We start from the raw sequence: 20,364 nt of genomic DNA on the forward strand, positions 1-20,364 counted from the left end.
ATCGGCCCTTAGGCAATTTATCCAGTGAATATAATCGACTGAATAAAAACCATCCTGCGCACCATCAATATGCCGCATACATTTTTCCCCAAGAAGAGATTATCGGTAAATTGTCGGCGCACTTCCAAGCGTTTAATAAACAACTCTCAGGGGACAACCTTAATGGCCAATACTAAACTCAGTCGCACAGCACATGCTGAGCACACATCAGAAGTAACGATAATTTCATCCAGCAAGATTGCTTTAGAAACAACTCAAGTACCGGCAAGCAAGTCTCCTGAAAATGGCTTCTCTCTGACTGCCCCTCCCCTACCCTTTAAAAATGACAATATATCTCCTTCAGCCGAACGTAAACAAATTGTCTTTATCGATCAAGGCGTCGAAGATTACCCATCGCTGATTGCCGGCACCAAGGCTGGCATAGAAGTCCATGTGATCGATAGCAGACAGGACGGAGTCCTACAGATCACCGATATACTAAAACAGCGATCTGCTATCAGCGCTGTGCACATCGTCTCGCATGGCAATGTAGGTTATCTGGCGTTAGGTAATAGCGTCCTATCCACCGAAACGCTAAATCATTATCAGGATGCCTTGTTCTCCTGGCGGCGAGCGCTTAATGACGATGCCGATATTCTGGTTTATGGTTGTGAAGTCGCCAAAGGATTGTCAGGCGAGCAATTCATTCAGCAATTAGCGTTCCATACCGGAGCAAATATTGCGGCATCCAGCCATTTAATTGGGAATAGCAGGTTAGGGGGAAATTGGATACTAGATATCTCTACTAATGATATTGTCTCAGAGCTTGTATTTTGTGAAGAAAACCTCAAATACTTCTCCTCTACTCTCACTACAAATACCTTAGATTTCTCAAGCGATATAGTTTCTAATTATGTTACCGCAACCCATCCAACAGCTAATTTCGGAACGATAAATCTTAAAATAATAAACGATGCAGATTCAACAGGAACAGCAAATGCGTCACTGACCTTAGCTACAGCTGGGGAAGTCAATGATTCTTTTAACGACTTTTACTATACTGGAGCTGATGGAGAGTATCTTGTTATTTATACTGATGGCCGTGAAGTTAGCTTCCAGTCAGTCAAGTTCGGTAGTATTGGCCCGACCATTTATACGAGTTTAACTGGTTATGCGTATAGAGACGGCATTTTGCTAGGCAGTCAAACAATTACCCCTTCGGGTACCAATTTTCCAAATGACTTAATTTCAATAACACCTGAGGCCGTAACGTTTACCAGCAATATTTTTAAGAATGCCGATGAAATCCGTTTAATTGGTACGAATATTTATGGTGATGACGTTGGTCAATCATTGATTGATGATTTGGTTATCGCAGATGCTATCGTGCTCCCTCTCATCACCAGCGCCACTTATAATGCCAGCACAGGCGTATTAGTCGTGACCGGTACCGACATTCAGGCAAACAGTAGCGGAGCGGATATCGATGTGTCCAAGCTGATATTCACAGGCGAGGGAGGCACACCTTATACCCTGACGGATTCGGCTGATGTCGAGCGTGACTCATCGACACAATTTACCGTCACGCTAAGCGCCACTGACAAGGCAGCCATCAATCAGATCATTAACAAGAGCGGCACCCTATCAACCAGCGGCACCACCTACAATCTCGCCGCCGTAGATGACTGGAATACCAATGTAACAGATGGTGATACCGCTGACACCACCGGTAACGGCATCACCGTCAGCAATGTGGCCGCCCCCACTATCACTTCAGCCACCTATGATGCCAATACCGGCGCGTTGGTGGTAACCGGTACGAATTTCCTGAAAGCAAGCGGTGCTGCCAATGATATCGATGTTTCCAAATTCACTTTCACAGGTGAAGGCGGCGCAACCTATACCCTGACTGATACCGCAGATGTTGAGATTGCATCAGGCACGGCTTTCACAATCACCTTGAGTGCCACTGACAAAGCCGCCATCAATCTGATTCTCAATAAAAATGGCAATCTATCAACCGATATCAGCACTTACATTCTATCTGCAGCAGAAGATTGGGCAGCCGGCGCCGATGCCGCCGTTGATGTCGAAGATACATTTAACAACATCACCGTCAGCAACGTCGCTATCCCCACTATCAACTCAGCCACCTATGATGCCGGCACAGGCGCTTTGGCGGTAACCGGTACGAATTTCCTGAAAGCAAGCGGTGCTGCCAATGATATCGATGTTTCCAAATTCACTTTCACGGGTGAAGGTGGTGCAACCTATACCTTGACTGATACCGCAGATGTTGAGATTGCATCAGGCACGGCTTTCACAATCACCTTGAGTGCCACTGACAAAGCCGCCATCAATCTGATTCTCAATAAAAATGGCAATCTATCAACCGATATCAGCACTTACATTCTATCTGCAGCAGAAGATTGGGCAGCCGGCGCCGATGCCGCCGTTGATGTCGAAGATACATTTAACAACATCACCGTCAGCAACGTCGCTATCCCCACTATCAACTCAGCCACCTATGATGCCGGCACAGGCGCTTTGGCGGTAACCGGTACGAATTTCCTGAAAGCAAGCGGTGCTGCCAATGATATCGATGTTTCCAAATTCACTTTCACGGGTGAAGGTGGTGCAACCTATACCTTGACCACGGCCAATGTCGAGATCACGTCAGGTACGTCTTTTGCAGTCACGCTGAACGCCACTGATCAAGCAGCCATCAATCAGATCATCAACAAGAACGGGACGTCATCGACCGGCGGCACCCCCTACAATCTCGCTGCCGCTGAAGACTGGGCAGCCGGCGCCGATGCCGCCGTTACCGTTGCCGATCTGACAGGTAACGGCATCACCGTCAGCAATGTCGCCGCCCCCACTATCAACTCAGCCACCTATGATGCCAGTACCGGTACGTTGGTGGTAACCGGCAGCGGCTTCCTGAGCCGCTCAGGCACAACCAATGATATCGTGGCGTCTAAATTCACACTTAGAGGCGAAGGCGGCGCAACCTATACCCTGACCGATACTGCCAATGCCGAGATCACTTCAGGAACGGCCTTCACCCTCACCCTGAGCGCCACTGACAAGGCGGCCGTCAATCAGATCATCAATAAGAACGGCACGTTATCGACCGATATCTCCACTTACAATCTCGCTGCCGCTGAAGACTGGGCAGCCGGCGCCGATGCCGCCGTGGTGGTTGCCGATACCACCGGCAACGGCATCACCGTCAGCAATGTCGCCGTCCCCACTATCAACTCAACCACCTATGATGCCAGTACCGGTACGTTGGTGGTAACCGGCAGCGACTTCCTGAGCCGCTCAGGCGCAACCAATGATATCGATGCTTCTAAATTCACATTTACCGGAGAAGGCGGTGCAACTCATACCCTAACCGACACAGCCAATGTCGAGATCACGTCAGGCACGGCTTTCACAATCGCCTTAGGCGCCACTGACAAAGCAGCCGTTGATGCGCTCCTCAATAGAAACGGCACGAGCTCTTACGATGCGACCACTTACAATCTTGCCGCAGCAGAAGACTGGGCGGCCGGCGCTGATGCCACCGTTACCGTTGCCGATATGACGGGTAACAGCATCACCGTCAGCAATGTTGCCACCCCCACTATCACTTCAACCACCTATGACGCCAGCACCGGCGTATTGGTCGTAACCGGGGCCAATATTCAGGCAAAAGGTAGCGGGGCTGATATCGATGCTTCCAAATTGACCTTTACTGGCGAGGGAGGCGCAACTTATACCCTGACCGATTCAGCGGATGTTGAACGTCAATCGGCAACACAATTTACTATCACCTTAAGTGCCACTGACAAGGCAGCTATCAATCAGACCATCAACAAGAACGGCACGTCATCAACCAGCGGCACCTCCTACAATCTGGCCGCCGCAGATGACTGGAATACCAATGTGACAGATGGCGATATCGCCGATGCTACCGGAAACGGCATCACCGTCAGCAACGTCGCCATCCCCACTATCAACTCAACCACCTATGATGCCAGTACCGGTACGTTGGTGGTAACCGGCAGCGGCTTCCTGAGCCGATCTGGCCCTGCCAATGATATCGTGGCGTCTAAATTCACGTTTACCGGCGAAGGAGGTATAACTTATACCCTCACCGACTCAGCCAATGTCGAGATCACGTCAGGCACGGCTTTCATGATCGCCTTGAGCGCCACTGACAAAACAGCCGTTGATGCGCTCCTCAATAGAAACGGCACGAGCTCTTACGATGCGACCACTTACAATCTTGCCGCAGCAGAAGACTGGACTGCCGGCGCTGATGCCACTGTTACCGTTGCCGATATGACGGGTAACAGCATCACCGTCAGCAATGTTGCCACCCCCACTATCACTTCAACCACCTATGACGCCAACACCGGCGTATTGGTCGTAACCGGGGCCAATATTCAGGCAAAAGGTAGCGGGACTGATATCGATGCTTCCAAATTGACCTTTACTGGCGATGGAGGCGCAACTTATACCCTGACCGATTCAGCGGATGTTGAACGTGACTCGGCAACACAATTTACTATCACCTTAAGTACCACTGACAAGGCAGCCATCAATCAGACCATCAACAAGAACGGCACCTTATCGACCAGCGGCACCCCCTACAATCTGGCCGCCACAGATGACTGGAATACTAATGTGACAGATGGCGATACCGCCGATGCTACCGAAAACGGCATCACCGTCAGCAACGTCGCCGTCCCTACTATCACTTCAGCCACCTATGATGCCAGTACCGGAATATTAGTAGTTACCGGAGCCGGTTTCTTGAAGCTTTCTGGCGAAACTAATGATATCGATGCTTCTAAATTCACGTTTACCGGCGAAGGCGGCGCAACCTATACCCTGACCAATACCGCCAATGTCGAGATTACTTCCGGAACCGCTTTTACGATCACCTTGAGCGCCACGGATAAGGCAGCCATCAATCAGATCATCAACAAGAACGGCATGTCATCGAGCGGTGGCCCCCCCTACAACCTGGCTGCTGATGAAGATTGGGCAGCCGGCGCCGATGCCGCCGTTACCGTTGCCGATCTGACAGGTAACGACATCACCGTCAGCAACGTCGCTGCGCCCTCATCTGGCAACAACAGCACACCCACGCTAATTGACGGTGTAATCGTCACGACAACAACCCAGTCCGATGGCGCTGTATTGCTGACCACGCCAGTCGTTGACATCACTCGGCAAGATGATCCAACCACTTTATTTAGAGACCATGCTGACATTCCTGTCGTCTCCAATTCACAAGATGATCCCATCCTGACTGTCAGTATTCCAGCTGGCGTGGGTTTAAGTGCGGAAGGCCAACCGCAGGCATTGAATAAGCAAGACGCCGCCAGCGACTTGATCCAGCGTATTGAGCAAAAGACCGCAGCAGGCAGCGAGCCGCGTCAGACCCTGACAAGTCATGGTCAGAATTTTCTTGATTCGTTGGCCCCGGGCGAATCTGCCAGCGTTCATACACTTGAACTCTTTGTCAGTGATCATCAGAAACCTGGTGCGCCTATTATTATCACGGGACCAGATGCGCCCACTGAAAGCAAGCAGATATTAATCATTGATGCTAGCAATCTGCCTGCTGACACGGTATTGCATATGAATAACGTTGCATTTGCAGTCATTATCGGCTCGGTCCGTGTGGTGGGCGGTAATGGTAAAAATTTCGTAACGGCTGATGTTCAAGATCAGGTTGTGATACTGGGCGCAGACGATGACATCCTGTTTGGCGGTGGCGGTAATGATACCGTGGGCAGCTTGGGCGGTGATGATCAGGTTTCGGGCGATGCAGGCAATGATATTGTCTATGGCGGAAGCGCGAACGATACTTTAAATGGTGGCAGCGGAGACGATCGGTTAAATGGCGGCCTGGGTTTCGACAGCGCCATTCAGGCAGGGCAATTAACAGATTTTCAGGTTGAAATTCACGGTCACGAAGTCGTTCTGACACATCGTAATGGCGCAGTCGACACCCTCACGGATGTTGAACTGGTGCACTTTACCAGTGGCCCCAGTCTGGCCATTGCGCATTCTGGCACTGAGGCTGCCGCACATCATCTGGTTAAAACCTGGCTGGGGCGTGATCTGACGGCGGCTGAGGGGAATGCCGTGCAGAACTGGCGCGATGCTGATGTCGACGATATTGTAGCCGCTTTTCTTGACCTTCCAGAAGCGATGGGTCTGCGTGATAAAACAGGCAGTGAGCTGCTGGCTGGTCTGGAAAATAACCCGAACATCCGGCAGCTTGACGTAGCACGTGAATTTACTGGCACTACGGCCAATAACGATCAAGGCTATCTCCCCTTAGGATTAGCTTTGAATGCGGACGGCGGCATGGGCCATGATGTGCTACGCATGCCAGGGAGTCGTCATGATGTTCACCTCGAGTTTGTCGGCGATACTTTGGAACTGACCCGCCTGAGTGATGGTGCCATGCTTGGCCTTAAAAATGCCGAGGCGATTGCTTTTGACAACGGCGAGACGGTTATATTGGCCCACAATTCGACAGAAGCTATTTTAGCGCGCTTATTCCATAGCTTCTTTAATCGGGATGCCACCGCCGCAGAGTGGCAATTAGGACGGGAAGCGCTTGCAGCCCAAATGAGTCCCGATATTATCCTTGATTGGTTCCAGCAAAGAGCCGGTCTAGGTGACCTGTCGAATACCGACTATCTCCAGGCTATCTTTACCCAAACACTGGGGCGCCAAGCAACAGAAACTGAATTAAACGAGCAGTTGCCCCGACTGGAAAAAGGTCAAATTAATCGCGAATGGCTGGCAGTTGAAATTGCCGGGAGTACTGAGGCGATCAATCTGGTGGGTAATGTGATCCTGCACGAAGGGTGGATTTAAATTCAATGCGCCATGAAATATTCGGGCTAAAGGTTGAAGTATGAATATCACGACCGACAAGGTTTTACTGTTATGTCAGTATTCATCTTGATAAATAGGACAAGTTACCCCTGCTGTTATCGTTTTTCTAAATCAGGCTTTAAAGGCACAATGACTGCTATGCTGTATGGATAGTCCGGAAATAGACTTTGCGGACAACTCTATACTTTTTTCCCTGTCACAAAATCAAGAAAGGAGTAATCGTGACCCATCATTTACGTCGTTCCGCTTTATCTCTTACCCTCAGCGTTGTGCTATCTTCCAGTGCTCTGATCAGCAATCCGGCACAAGCATGCAGTGGCGATAGTCCCATGCTTGGCAGCTTGTGCGTTTTTGCCGGAAATTTTGCACCGCGCGGCTGGGCATTAGCAAATGGCCAAATAATGTCTATTTCCCAGAATGCCGCCTTATTTTCGATACTGGGCACGACCTACGGAGGCGATGGCCAAACGACTTTTGCGCTGCCTGACACAAGGGGACGCTCCGTGATAGGTGCGGGGGTCGGCCCAGGATTATCAAACTATCAGCTCGGCGAAAAAGGTGGCGCTGAAACCATTACCCTGACTCAGGCGCAACTTCCCATCATCACGCCTACCGCTACTGTTCATGCCCAAAGTAGCGCCGGCAACAGCGATAATCCCAGTAATGGTGTCTGGGCAACGCTGGGTCGCCAGAATACTTATTCAAATGCTGCTCCTAACGTCACCATGAGCCCCAATGCGGTAACCATCAATTCGTTTGGTGGTGGAGAACCTCATGAAAACCGCTCCCCCTATATTGCCATGAACTGGATTATTGCACTACAAGGTATCTTCCCTTCCCGTGATTAAAGACTGACTCCGTCCATGACTTTAACCCGAATATTTCATAAATTCGGGTTAAATGGGCTGCTGAGTGGTTATACTCAGTAGCCTTTTTAATAGAATTTCGTTCCGATTGAAAATGCAGCTTATGGTAAGCAAATATAAAACGAGTGACTGGATAATTGGCCTGACGATTGGATTGCTATCGATACCCATGTCATTCGCCCAGCCACCTAAGGATGAATTAGCCGTTGCACAGCAATGGCTGGCAGAAGGTAACTACCCGCAAGCATTCGAAGTATTTCACTCCTATGCGCAAGACAAACAGAATCATCTGGCGCAATTTACTTTAGCGCTTTTTTACCAGCAAGGCTGGGGCATGGAAAAAGACGAGGCACTTGCCTGCCGGTGGCATGGGGAAGCAGCAAAAGGAGGGATACCGGCAGCCAGTCACTTTTTTGCCCAATGTCTGCAAGAGGGCATTCATCAACCCGTCGATTATAAAGCCGCCATTCATTGGTATCAGCAAGCGGCTGATCTGGGACATACCCTCTCCCTTTGCGCCATTGGCGAACTGGCCATGCAGGGAAAAGGCATGGAAAAAGATCCGCAGAAAGCCTTGGAATATTGCGAGCGTGCCGCCGCTGCAGGTTCCGTGCCCGCTCAATTACAGATGGGAGGATTTTATCTGGAGGGCGATCAATCAATACGTGATCCCCAAAAAGCGGCCATCTGGTTTGGCTACGCCGCCGAAAAAGGTTCTTTGCAAGCAAGCCATTACCTTGGTGTGATCAACCGTGATTTTTTCCGTGATACCGATCGCGCTTTATACTGGTTTGAAACAGCCGCCAGCCAAGGCTATATCCCCGCTTACTACCCGACTGCCAAATTATACTTTACTGCGCCCGTGTCAAATGAAACAGGCATGCCTGAAGCAGCAAATCTGGCTAAATCTTATTTATGGCTATCTGCCACCCAACGACAATCACACCATGAAAATGAACATGAACTGCAAGCAGCGGCGAACATGCTTGAAAAGGTACTACAAGTAATGCCTGCCGGCTGGCAGACGGATCTTGACCAGAAAGTCACTCAACACCTGCAAAAATATCAGTAGCCATAAAATGGCAAAATACAGCGATGCCCTGTCTACTCTAACAACGAACTTTCGTGCTATGAATCTCCTGTATTCAAATAAGGCTAATCTATCCCACTAACCCGAATATTTCATAAATTGGCACGTGCCCTCACTTGTCTTTTGATTAATAAGAAAGATTTTGCTCAATCGGGTGTATGAATCACTACACCCCTCCTTCTCAAAACTTCCCTATTAATCAAAATCCTGCGTGATCATCACGCGAATTTATGAAATATTCGGGCTAAGGTACTGTTGTGAACATCCTCGGAATGATGCTCACTATTTGTTTGAAACAGCTTTGGCGCGCGCCAGGCGTTTCCTTTGCCAAATAATCACACCCGTCACAGAAAGCATCGCGACCAACAACCCTAGCATGGAAACCAGAATGCGCCCTGGTAAACCAAGGATGCGACCAGAATGCAAAGGATATTGGGCCTGGAGGAATAGATCACCCGCACTGCCTGCGCCTGGTATATTGTCGCCTAGAAAGGATCCATCCTGCCCGTCAAAATAAAGCCATGGATTACCTAGACCCAAATCAGGATGATCATGTCCTGGCTCATGAAACGTTACACCATAAATACCATACGCCGGCTCGTAAAACATACCCCCTGGCGGGATATCCCAATTTCTTTTTTGTGCTTCTGCACGGGCGCGCTGAATAATCTCATGTCGCGCGATCGCAGGCTCGATCGGTTCGTCAGGTGGATTGGGTATGCGCATTGCAAATGGATCGGGTGTGAGCGTAGAAAATAGGGATACGATTGGCCGCATCACCTCCAATTTAAGATTCATCGATACTGCGGTCACAGCAAGTATCAACAATAAGCCCCACAACCATACGCCTCCTGAACGATGTAAATCAAAATTCAGCTTATAGCTACCTTGCCGCCAGCGGAAAATAAACGATTTGCGCCATGCCTGAAAATGGGGGAATGAAATCCATAATGCGATGAAGCAATCGATAGACCAGACGGTCGCCAGAATGCCCATGAACAGAATGCCTAATTCGATCCCGAATGCATCCGGAATATGCATGCTGTAGTGCAACCTGTACAGGAAAGGCAGAAAATTTTCCCGGTTAAGCGAAATTTCACCCCACCTGCGGGTACCCTGCACTTCTCCATTAACGGGATCAAGCGCAACCTGGTTAAACCCCAGATCAAAAGGCTTGCCCGTAGCGGGATCAAGGCGAGCACTGACCCCTAATCCCAGATTCTGGTCAGGCTCCAGGGACAAAGGCAGCCAGGTGATGAGCATTCTTGCATCAGATGCTTCGAATTGATCAGCAAGTTCTATGGGAGACAATGCGTCTCCCTGGCTTTGCCTTTCGAATAACTGTGGATTAAGCCATTCATCGAGCTCATGATCCCATGAGATCACCGCACCGGTCAGCCCTGAAATAAACAGGAAGACGGCTAGAAAGAGGCCTACCCAACGGTGTAACAGCGTGAATATTGAGCGGCCTGCTCTGGATTTACTGGATTGTTTTTCTGGTTGCTCAATTTCCTCAGGCAATGCCAATTCAATAAATTTTTTCATCGTATCAATTTACGCTTCATTATTATCAATCATGTTTTAGCCGTTATACATGCCACGCTTAATGGCTTGATATCATCAAACGACAGATAACCGCCCAGTAAACATAGCGTTTTTCATGCTAAAGCCCTTATATAGAAGAAGACGAATGTAAGCACGCAATATTTACTTTGCCTCAAAAAAAACCAGCCAATTCTTAAGCGACCGTTTGATTTAACCCGAATATTTCATAAATTCGCGTTAACCCTCTGCAATTTTCCCCCTCAGTAAATCTATCAAAAATATTAAATGATAATGTTTCTCATTCGTCTCCACTTATTGAGGTAGGAGAATCACTCATATCCGGTTACTCAGTCCGCTAAAAAGCAGCTTCCATAAATTGATTGCTTTTCTGGATTCTTCCTTCTTCACGGCTCGTAATTCTTTGAACACAATCATAATTAAATCATGAGGAATCATATGAAACCGGGTAGTATCGCTTTTCATCTCAAGCATACCCTTCTGTTTGCTTTACAATTTGCTGCGTTTGCGCTATCGAGCAATAGTTACGCACAGTCACAACAATCTACGGAGAAACCAGCAAAATCGGAAAGCCAGCAAACTCAAGCTGGTACGACATCGGATCATCCAGGCCCGGATCAATCGAATATCACTGTATTACCCTCTGTGACAGTCAATACTAAAGCATCCGACACGGCAGGATATGTCGCCAAACGTAGCCTGACCGCAACCAAGACCGATACGCCGGTTATTGAAATTCCGCAATCGATCTCGGTAGTCACACGTGATGAACTGGACATGAGGAGTGTGCAGAATTTTACCGAAGCTTTACGCTATGTCCCGGGTGTAGCTGTTGATCAGTTCGGGTTTGAGGGACGGGGTTACGAATATCTGCTGATGCGTGGTTTCCAAGGACTGACCACTGCAAATTTTCGTGACGGCCTGAGTCAGGCGGGGCGAGGCCTGTATTTTGGCTCCTTTATCACGGATCCCTATGGCATGGAACGGATTGATGTGCTGCGCGGGCCTTCTGCGGTGATGTTTGGCCGGGGTGATGCAGGCGGGATCGTAAATCGGGTCACCAAACGTCCTAGTGCTGATCCAATCAGGGAAATTGAGCTGCAGTATGGTAACTTTGATCGTAAGCGCGTCGCTGCTGATTTGGGTTTTGCCAATAAAGAGGGAACGTTGATGTTTCGTCTGGTGACGCTAGGACTTGATTCTGACACGCAAGTCAGATTTCCCAATACCGGTGGTGATCGTGCCCAGAATCGGCGTTTTTATATTGCGCCCTCAGTGACATGGCGTCCGACAGTGGATACCACGATTACCCTCATGGGGGATGTCCTCAATAATCGTAGCGAAGCCTCACCGTTTTATATTACTGCACCCGATGGCAGCCGCACCAATGTGCTGCTGGCTGATCCCAAATTCGTTAAATATTCAACCAATCAGTCTTCGTTTAGCTATCAGATCGAACATAACTTTAACGAGATATTTACGGTACGCCAAAACTTTCGGCACATGCAGCAGGATGGAAAGTTTAACGAATTGAATCCACTAGAATTCAATATTAACCAGCCGACAGTCATGGATCGCATGGCGTTTTCTACCAACGAGCGACTGAATCAAACTGTGCTCGATACGCATATCCAGGCCAAGCTCAATACCGGTCCCGTGCACCATACGATGCTGGTCGGGGCCGACTGGAATATGACCGATGCCTCCCTCAAATATTTTGCTGGCGCTAATACACCCGGAATCGATATCCTTAACCCGGTGTATCCTCAGCCGATTCCTAAACCCGATTTGCTGGCAATCCAGGCCAAGCAAAAAATTGATCAACTGGGGGTCTATATTCAAGATCAACTCAGATATGACCAGAACTGGATCCTCACATTAAGTGGCCGCTATGACAGAGTAAATACTACCAATGATGATATTCTGAATACCACAACAGACAGAAGCAAGGATCAGGCGTATACCGGACGAGCTGGTTTAACCTATCTTTTTTCCAATGGCATCGCGCCTTATGTCAGTTACTCACAATCATTCCTGCCGCAAGCAGGCTTTGATTCCAGCAATAATCCGTTTGACCCCACGCGCAGCGCGCAATATGAAGTGGGAATCAAATACCAGCCAGTCGGCGGCAGAAGCCTCTATACCCTGGCATTGTTCGATCTCACCAAAACTAATGTGTTGACCCGTGATCCGAACGATCCTTTCCGCAGTGTACAAAACGGTGAGGTCGGTTCGCGCGGCGCTGAATTGGAAGCACGAGCAGAACTGCTACCCGGTCTGAATTTCATCGGCTCATTTACTTATCATGAAGTCACCGTCACCAAGAGTAATGATGGCAATGAAGGCAAGATGCCAGTGCAAGTGCCAACCACCCTGACCTCAGCCTGGCTGGATTATTCCTTGGGAAGTCTGGGCATCGAGTGGTTGCGCGGTTTTGGCATTGGAGGCGGCGTTCGTTATGTGGGCAGAGTATTTGATGATGATCAGAATACCAGTTCTACCCCGGCATTTACCTTATTTGATGCCACGCTGCGCTACGATCATGGTCCCTGGCTATTCAATATCAACGCGAGCAATCTATTTAATAATCAATATGTCTCGTCCAATGTCTTTGGTACTTTTTATCTCGGAACGCAACGCACGGTGGTCGGCACCTTGAAGTACCGATTCTAGACAGCTTGATGCTGTGCTACCTCCCTTCCTGGCTATTAGTCGGGATTTTATTCACTAGCGGAGAATATTAAATGTCACTTGACCCGGATCTGGCTGCTTTTCTTGAGCTGGTTGAGGCCCATGCCGACAGTGGAAGCAAACCCAGAATGCATGAGTTAACCCCTGAGCAGGCGCGTAGAGAATACGATGCGTCAACGCAGATACTGGATCGTCCCGGGCCGGAAGTTGGCAGCATGCGGACTATCCGCATTCCCACTCGCGATGGCCAGGCGATCAGCGCACGCCTGTATACGCCCGCAGGGTTGATGGCAGAAACGCAACCTCTGCCAGTATTGCTGTATTTCCACGGTGGTGGATATTGTGTCGGCAGCCTTGATTCTCATGATTCATTATGTCGGACCTTAGCGGCATTGACGCCCTGTTGCGTGTTAAATGTCGCCTACCGGTTAGCGCCTGAATACCGTTTCCCGACAGCCGTTGAGGACGCGCAGGATGCCTATCAATGGATACTGTCAACAGGATCTGAGTGCAACCTGGATAGCGCTCGTATTGCTGTTGGCGGAGACAGCGCGGGTGGAGCCCTGGCAACCGGACTGACCATCGCGGCGCGTGACGCCAAATGGCCACTACCCGTGGCTCAGGTGCTGCTTTATCCTTGCACCAGTACTTGGCAGAATACTGAATCGCATCGCCGTTTTTCCCAAGGCTATCTGCTTGAAGCACCCACCCTACAATGGATGTTTACCCATTATCTGCGTGATATTGCCGATCGTGCCGATTGGCGGTTTGCGCCGCTGGAAGCGAACAATCTGAGCGATCTTGCGCCCGCATTCCTTGCTTTGGCCGAATATGATCCGCTGGTAGATGAAGGTGTTGCTTACGGCAATAAACTGAAAGCCGCAGGCGTTACCACACTGGTTAAAATTTACCCTGGGATGACGCATGATTTCGCCCGTCTTGGCAACATCGTCAATGAAGCCAATCAGGTTCGCCAAGACATTGCCTGTGTGCTCGCAAACGCATACCAGCATACCAGCATACCAACGAATGCAGGAGAGAAGACTCTTGAAGAGTGAGCGTGATCGCTGCGAAATGGTTATACCCCTGGTTAACTGGAATTGGATGGTTTTAAGTGCCTAGGATTTTTATTGGGATGGCGTTATTTGTTATTCTGGCGGGATGCAATATGCTGCCCCAGCGATCTGAGCAGGACGTGGGAGCAGAAATACCGGATCAATGGGTTGAAGAGAGAACAATCAGCCAGCCGGTATTTGAGCATTGGGTAGAAATTTTCGGCGATCCGCAACTCAGCAATCTGGTTTCCAGTGCGCTGGCTAATAACTACGAACTGAAAGCAGCAGCCGCTCGCGTCGATGCGGCTATCGCCCAGGCGCGCATTGATGGAGCGAGTCGCTGGCCCCAGCTTTCTTTTTTTGTAGAACACGAGCAAATGCAAATTCGCGAGGCTGGTTTCGGCTCAGCGAGATTTGGTGTGTTTGAAGCCTTATTCGGCCTGAGCTGGGAATTAGACGTTTGGGGGAGGATACGCGATTTTCAGCAGACTGCTGTGCTAGAAGCAGATGCCACCGCTGTCGATTATCACGGAGCGAGACTATCCCTGGCAGCGCGAGTGGCACAAAGCTATTTTGAATTGATTGAAGCGAAACTTCTGGCAGCAGTAGTCGAGCAGTCAGTCAAAGACCGCAACATCATAGTTAGCCTGGTACGGGGACGTTTTCAACGCGGCCTGGTGCGTGGACTTGATTTACGCTTGGCGCTTACCGATCTAGCGAATGCGGAAGTAGAACTCAAGGAAGCGCATAACCAGATCCAGATCATTACCCGCCGCCTGGAAATTTTACTGGGTCGCTATCCGGAAGGAAAGGAAATGGATGTAGCTACCCTCCCGTCATTGCCCACGGATATTCCTGCCGGATTACCTTCCGAACTGCTGGAGCGCAGACCGGATGTGGTCGCAGCATATAGCCGCCTGCAGGCTGCCGACTTTCGCACAGTCAGCTCAAAAAAACTGCGCTTGCCGCGCATCACCCTTACAGCCGCCGGCGGTACCCGCAGTACCGATCTCACTGAATTGATTGACCCCAGAGCAGCTGCCTGGAATGTCATTACCGGGCTCATGCAGCCTTTATTTACCGGGGGACGTATCCGGGGCGAGATTTTCCGGAATGAGGCGTTCGCAGAAGAAGCCCTGAATTTTTACAAAAGTACGGCGCTCAACGCTTTTCGGGAAGTTGAACAAGCGCTGGCTGCAGAGGAATGGTTACGGCAACAGGAAATCTCCCTGAGGAAAGCCGTTGAGCAAACTGAAGCCAGCCAGAAGCTGGCTGTTTATTCCTATCGTAACGGTCTGATTGAAATCCTCACATTACTGGACAGCTACCGCAGTACCCTCAATGCTCAGAGCGCCCACCTCTTTATTACACGGCAGTTACTCAACAACCGCATCAATATTTACCTGGCCCTGGGCGGGAAAGTGTAATGGAGTTAATGCAGTGACTGTACACCAAGATTTAATCACCATTCATCTATGAAAACTCGTCATCAACTGTTCATCGCACTACTGATTGCGATTGCGGGCGGATTGGCTGCTTTTGCCATTGTTAAATCCCCCCCCCAAACCAGTCAGCAGGAAAATATTATCAAAGTACCCGCAGTTCAAGTGGTCGAGGTAAAGCCAGAACGGTTGCGCATGGATGTTCACTCGCAAGGACGCGTTATGGCGCAAACTGAAATAGACCTGATTACGGGTGTTTCTGGAAATATCATCAAAATTTCGCCTGCTTTTGTCAGTGGAGGTTTCTTCAGGAAAGGAGATTTGCTGGTTTCGATCGACCCGGCGGAACATGACTTGAGAGTGGCTCAAGCTCAAGCCCGGGTAATGGAAGCCCAATATCAGCTCACACGGGAAGAGGCTGAGGCAGAACAGGCACGCGATGAATGGCAGCATCTGGGACAGGGAGACCCTAGCCCATTAAGTCTACGGATTCCACAACTCAGGGAAAAGAGAGCAAAGCTGGCAGCTGAGCAGGAAGAATTAAAGAATGCCAAACTGCTCAGGCAACGAACTGAGATACGTGCACCCTTCAATGGCCGGGTCCGTAGCAAAGAAGTGGGAATGGGGCAGTATCTCAGCAGCGGAGCAGTATTAGGAAGAATTTACAGCAGCGATCTGGTAGAAGTGCGTCTTCCCTTGAGCATGCAGGAACTGGCTTTTGTAGATTTCCCGGATTTGCCTCATCGCACTCATCCCACAAAGATGGCAAAGGTAGTACTTACGGCAAATTATCAAGGAGAGCAGCAAACCTGGACAGGCCATATCGTACGCAGTGAAGGCATTGTCGATCAAGAAACGGGCATGACAATGATCGTTGCTCAGATTCCTGATCCATTTAGTCTTACTACAAGTAAATCCAAATCTTCCAAAACCAAGGTCTCATCATCAGTCAGTTTGCCAATGGGTTTGTTTGTCGAAGCCATCATTGAAGGACGCTGGCTAGATGATTTGGTCATTCTGCCAGCCAGTGTGCTGCTCAAGAATAATCTTGTAGCCATCATTGATCAGAAAAATCAATTACGTTTCCGCACTGTGGAAGTACTCAGGAGGCAACGTGATCAGGTGATCATTAGCGCAGGCTTAAATGCAGGCGAGCGAGTGTTTGTTTCCGGCCTGCATCACCCGATCGAAGGGACGCAGGTCACGCCTGTAGAATTTGTCCAGGAAGATAGCAAACTAGCGCACGAAGCAATGATAAAAGAAGAAAGCGTAAGCACGCAGTTCACGCCATGAAGCTGATCATCTGGTTTGCCAAGAATCCTGTCGCCGCCAACTTCCTCATGTTGCTGATTGTTGCAGGGGGGCTATTCGGTTTAACGATATCAAAGCGATACACGGTTCCCCCTGCACCTCAAAATCAGCTGCAAATCGAGATTACCTATCCTGGCGCAGGCCCAGGTGAAGTGGAGCAAGCGTTATGCATTCCTATTGAAGAAGCCATTCATGATCTGGAAGGACTCAAGAGTATTATTTCGGTTGCCAATCAGGCCCGATGTGAAGTGACAGTAGAGTTTGATCCAGCTATAGACTCGGCACATTTTCAGGCTGCGGTTCAAGCCAAAATGAATACGATTACGGCATTTCCTAAAGATGCTGAAAAACTGAAACTGCAAGAGTTGAAGACTGGCACACCAGCCGTGGTTGTAGTGGTACGCGGTGAGGTCGATATCCTGGCCTTGCAGCAGCAGCGTGACCAGCTAAAAGCCATGCTGAGTAAACATCCCAATATGGGCGCGCTTATTTCCTGGCCTCAGTATTCCTACGAAATATCGATTGAAATAACAGAACAGAATTTACGTCGTTACGGACTCAGTTTTGAGGAAATATCCGAAACTATTCAGAATGCCTCAAAGAATATACCGGCAGGTGAGCTTAAAAAATCTGACGGAAAATTATTGCTCAGAAGCAAGGGCCAGGCTATGACGGTTGCTGATTTCGCTGCAATTGAATTGCGTTCCGCTTATCAAGGTACACGCCTGTTGTTGGGAGATATTGCACAGATTCGTAAAATCGTTAATGAACAAGATCTGTTGGTAAGGGTTGATGGTAAGCCCGCAGTAGAAGTCTTTGTGATGCCAAAAGACCAGATTAAAGCAACGGTGGAAGCCGTCAATCAGGTCATTGAAGTATTTCGCTCAGAATTACCCGATGGCATTGACATTACGACATGGGACGACTGGTCAAAATACTATGAACAGCATATGTCCATGTTAATGGAGGACGCAATATCCGGTTTTATTCTGGTCTTTCTGATATTGATGTTTACATTGAAGTTCCGCCTGGCATTGTGGGTGAGCAGCGGCATAGTGATATCGATTATGGGCACGCTCTGGGCTATGCCGATATTGGAAATTTCGTTGAACACTTACTCCATCTCGGCTCTTATTCTCGTTCTGGGTGTTTTAGCAGATGACGCCATAATTGTGGGTGAGAATATCTACACGCATCAGCAACAAGGGCGCGCTGGTTTATCCGGCGCGATCAGTGGAACGCTCGAAGTTGCACAACTGGTGGTACTGATGGTACTTTCTACAATGATTGCTTTTGTTCCTGGGCTTTTTCTGCCGGGATTAAGCGGACAACTGATGTACAACGTTTCCATGGTCATTATCCTGACATTGGCGTTTTCCATGCTGGAAGCGCTGCTGATTCTACCTTCCCATCTGGCAGCCAATCATGCTCCAGTCACAGGTCGCAATACCTGGTACGCTACTGCGATAGGACATATTCAAGAGCGGGTAGATTCGGGATTGCAATGGTTTATTAACCATATTTATATCCCGGTACTGAGAACACTGCTGCATTTTCGTTACATCACGTTGTCGGTGTTTTCTATTATATTGCTCATTACTGGCGCATGTGTTTTTTCCGATCGTATTCCTAGTGTTATGGATGCCCAAGTGAACGATTATTATCTGCTGGGGCAGCTTGAATTTCCACCTGGCACCCCATTTGAGACAGTTGATCATCACGTCTTGCGTTTGACCCACATTGCCAATGAAATTCGGGAGGAATTGAATATTGAGCTCGGTATGGGTTCTTCCAATGGAATACGCGATAGCTTTCAGCATACGATTTCTCAAATTGATGAAAATATGGGTTGGGTCGATATTGAGTTAGCCGTTGATGAGCGTGTTCGTTCACGGGTGGATGATATCAAGAAACGTTGGCAGGAGCGCTTCGGCGAGGTTCCTGCTAATGCGACGCTTTCTTTTCAGACTTTCTGGCCACGGAATCTCGGTATGCCCTCTAGCGGTTCTGCAAAAGCGATTGAGTTAATGTTGATTGCACCCGATGCTGCACTACAAAGCATGGCTGGAGAGATGCTCAAAGCCAAGCTTGCTTCTTATGCCGGAGTCCACAGCGTGACTGGCTCCATGCAAGCGGGTAAACCTGAGTTACGCATCAAACTTAAACCTGGAGCAGTATTCCATGGATTAACCATGCAAAGTCTTGCCGAGCAAGTCCGCCATGGTTTTTTCGGACTGGAAGTACAGCGATTTTTCCAAGATCGAGATGAAATCAGGGTCATGTTGCGTTTCCCTTCCGCCCACCGTCGTTCTCTGGATGATCTGTACAGCATGCCGATCAAACTCGCCAATGGAAGTACCGTATCGTTTACCACTGTAGCTGAAGCTGAGTATACACCCGGGTTTGCTAATATTACCCGCCAGGATCGGGAGCGAATACAATTAATCAGCGCTGAGGTCTATAAAGAAGAAGCAAGCGCTGAGACCATCCTTGCTGATTTGCGTGCGACTGTCATTCCTGAACTGGAAGCTCAATATCCGGGATTAAAGATTGGGCCCGGCCAATCCAGGCAGAGGCAAGAAGAAACCATGTCATTTCTATGGAGTTACGGCGCGCTGGCAATGCTTGGAATTTACGCGCTCCTGGCGATACCGCTACGTTCCTATACTCAGCCGGTTGTCATTATGTCAGCGATCCCGTTTGGTTTTATTGGCGCAGTATTAGGACATTTGTTGCTGAGAATTCCATTAACCCTCGAATCTTATGTTGCACTTTTTGCTGTTGGCGGGATCGCTATCAATGATAGTCTGATATTGGTTGCTCAAATCAATAAGAACTTGCAGAACAATCATTCTATTCATGAAGCAACCATACGCGCAGGTAAAGCGCGTTTCCGAGCCATATTTCTGACAACAGTAACCACAGTTATCGGTCTATTGCCACTTATTAACGAGCAAAGTTCCCATGCAGAGAAAATTTTACCCATGGCGGTAACGCTCGCGTTTGGTATTTTATTCGCAGCACTGGTAACTTTGCTGCTGGTGCCAGTCAGCTGCGTTGTGTTAAAAGAATTATCCAGCAGAAAATTTTCTGGTTTGACAGCTAAGCCGTCATCCAATTTATAAAAGCCACTAGATTGAAAATGATTATTTACAAAGCAAATAATAATCATTATCATTTGCATCTATCAATAGTGTATTTGAATCCTGCTGCGAGGCTGGCGACAATATAAAAAACCAGGTGATACGAGCAGTCATATGCTCAAAAACACTACGATCAGACTCATTCCCTAACAAAATGCTTATAGCCAGCTAATCAAGCTATATCGCTTACAAGCCAGCCATTATTCAACTACCAGGAGATGGCTTATGCATGGAATAAAACGTTTAGCTCATAACGAAAATCGAGCGTTCATAAGATGAACGGGCATTTTCTGCAATGTTTATATCAAG

At 48.8% G+C, this 20,364-nt stretch carries 9 protein-coding genes; 8 read left to right on the forward strand and 1 reads right to left on the reverse strand.

Annotation, left to right across the window (positions count from 1 at the left end):
* Positions 1-162: 162 nt before the first annotated feature.
* The 3 genes from BLP80_RS03820 to BLP80_RS03830 all read left to right on the forward strand — a co-directional run bounded on the left by BLP80_RS03820 (position 163) and on the right by BLP80_RS03830 (position 8,832).
* The gene (locus BLP80_RS03820) at positions 163-6,873 is read left to right on the forward strand and encodes a DUF4347 domain-containing protein (protein WP_176754258.1); all 6,711 of its coding nucleotides are present in this window, start codon (positions 163-165) and stop codon (positions 6,871-6,873) included.
* 242 nt (positions 6,874-7,115) lie between these two features.
* On the forward strand, positions 7,116-7,742 hold the full coding sequence (locus BLP80_RS03825) for a phage tail protein (protein ID WP_218120368.1): 627 nt from the start codon (positions 7,116-7,118) through the stop codon (positions 7,740-7,742).
* A 121-nt stretch (positions 7,743-7,863) separates the two neighbouring features.
* The gene (locus tag BLP80_RS03830; protein ID WP_176754259.1) at positions 7,864-8,832 is read left to right on the forward strand and encodes a tetratricopeptide repeat protein; all 969 of its coding nucleotides are present in this window, start codon (positions 7,864-7,866) and stop codon (positions 8,830-8,832) included.
* Positions 8,833-9,132: 300 nt separating this feature from the next.
* Here the strand turns inward: BLP80_RS03830 and BLP80_RS03835 are convergent, their stop codons facing one another.
* Positions 9,133-10,395: a PepSY-associated TM helix domain-containing protein gene (locus tag BLP80_RS03835; RefSeq protein WP_090540325.1), complete on the reverse strand. Its 1,263-nt coding sequence runs from the start codon at positions 10,393-10,395 to the stop codon at positions 9,133-9,135.
* 456 nt (positions 10,396-10,851) lie between these two features.
* Between BLP80_RS03835 and BLP80_RS03840 the strand changes: the two genes are divergently transcribed.
* The 5 genes from BLP80_RS03840 (at position 10,852) to BLP80_RS03860 (ending at position 20,037) form a co-directional block, all read left to right on the forward strand.
* Complete coding sequence (locus BLP80_RS03840; protein WP_256324939.1) at positions 10,852-13,086, forward strand: TonB-dependent siderophore receptor; 2,235 nt, start codon at positions 10,852-10,854, stop codon at positions 13,084-13,086.
* A gap of 71 nt (positions 13,087-13,157) precedes the next feature.
* Positions 13,158-14,162 carry an alpha/beta hydrolase gene (locus tag BLP80_RS03845; RefSeq protein WP_090540329.1) on the forward strand — a complete coding sequence of 335 codons (1,005 nt, stop codon included), beginning with the start codon at positions 13,158-13,160 and terminating at the stop codon, positions 14,160-14,162.
* A gap of 77 nt (positions 14,163-14,239) precedes the next feature.
* On the forward strand, positions 14,240-15,586 hold the full coding sequence (locus BLP80_RS03850) for an efflux transporter outer membrane subunit (protein ID WP_090540331.1): 1,347 nt from the start codon (positions 14,240-14,242) through the stop codon (positions 15,584-15,586).
* 48 nt (positions 15,587-15,634) lie between these two features.
* Complete coding sequence (locus BLP80_RS03855) at positions 15,635-16,894, forward strand: efflux RND transporter periplasmic adaptor subunit (RefSeq protein WP_090540333.1); 1,260 nt, start codon at positions 15,635-15,637, stop codon at positions 16,892-16,894.
* Positions 16,891-20,037 (forward strand): efflux RND transporter permease subunit, encoded by a 3,147-nt coding sequence (locus BLP80_RS03860; RefSeq protein WP_090540335.1) that lies wholly within the window; start codon positions 16,891-16,893, stop codon positions 20,035-20,037. The genes BLP80_RS03855 and BLP80_RS03860 overlap by 4 nt, the downstream gene beginning before the upstream one ends.
* The last annotated feature ends 327 nt before the right edge of the window (positions 20,038-20,364 follow it).

Origin of the sequence: Nitrosomonas sp. Nm132, assembly GCF_900100485.1 — a bacterium.
Lineage (GTDB): Bacteria > Pseudomonadota > Gammaproteobacteria > Burkholderiales > Nitrosomonadaceae > Nitrosomonas.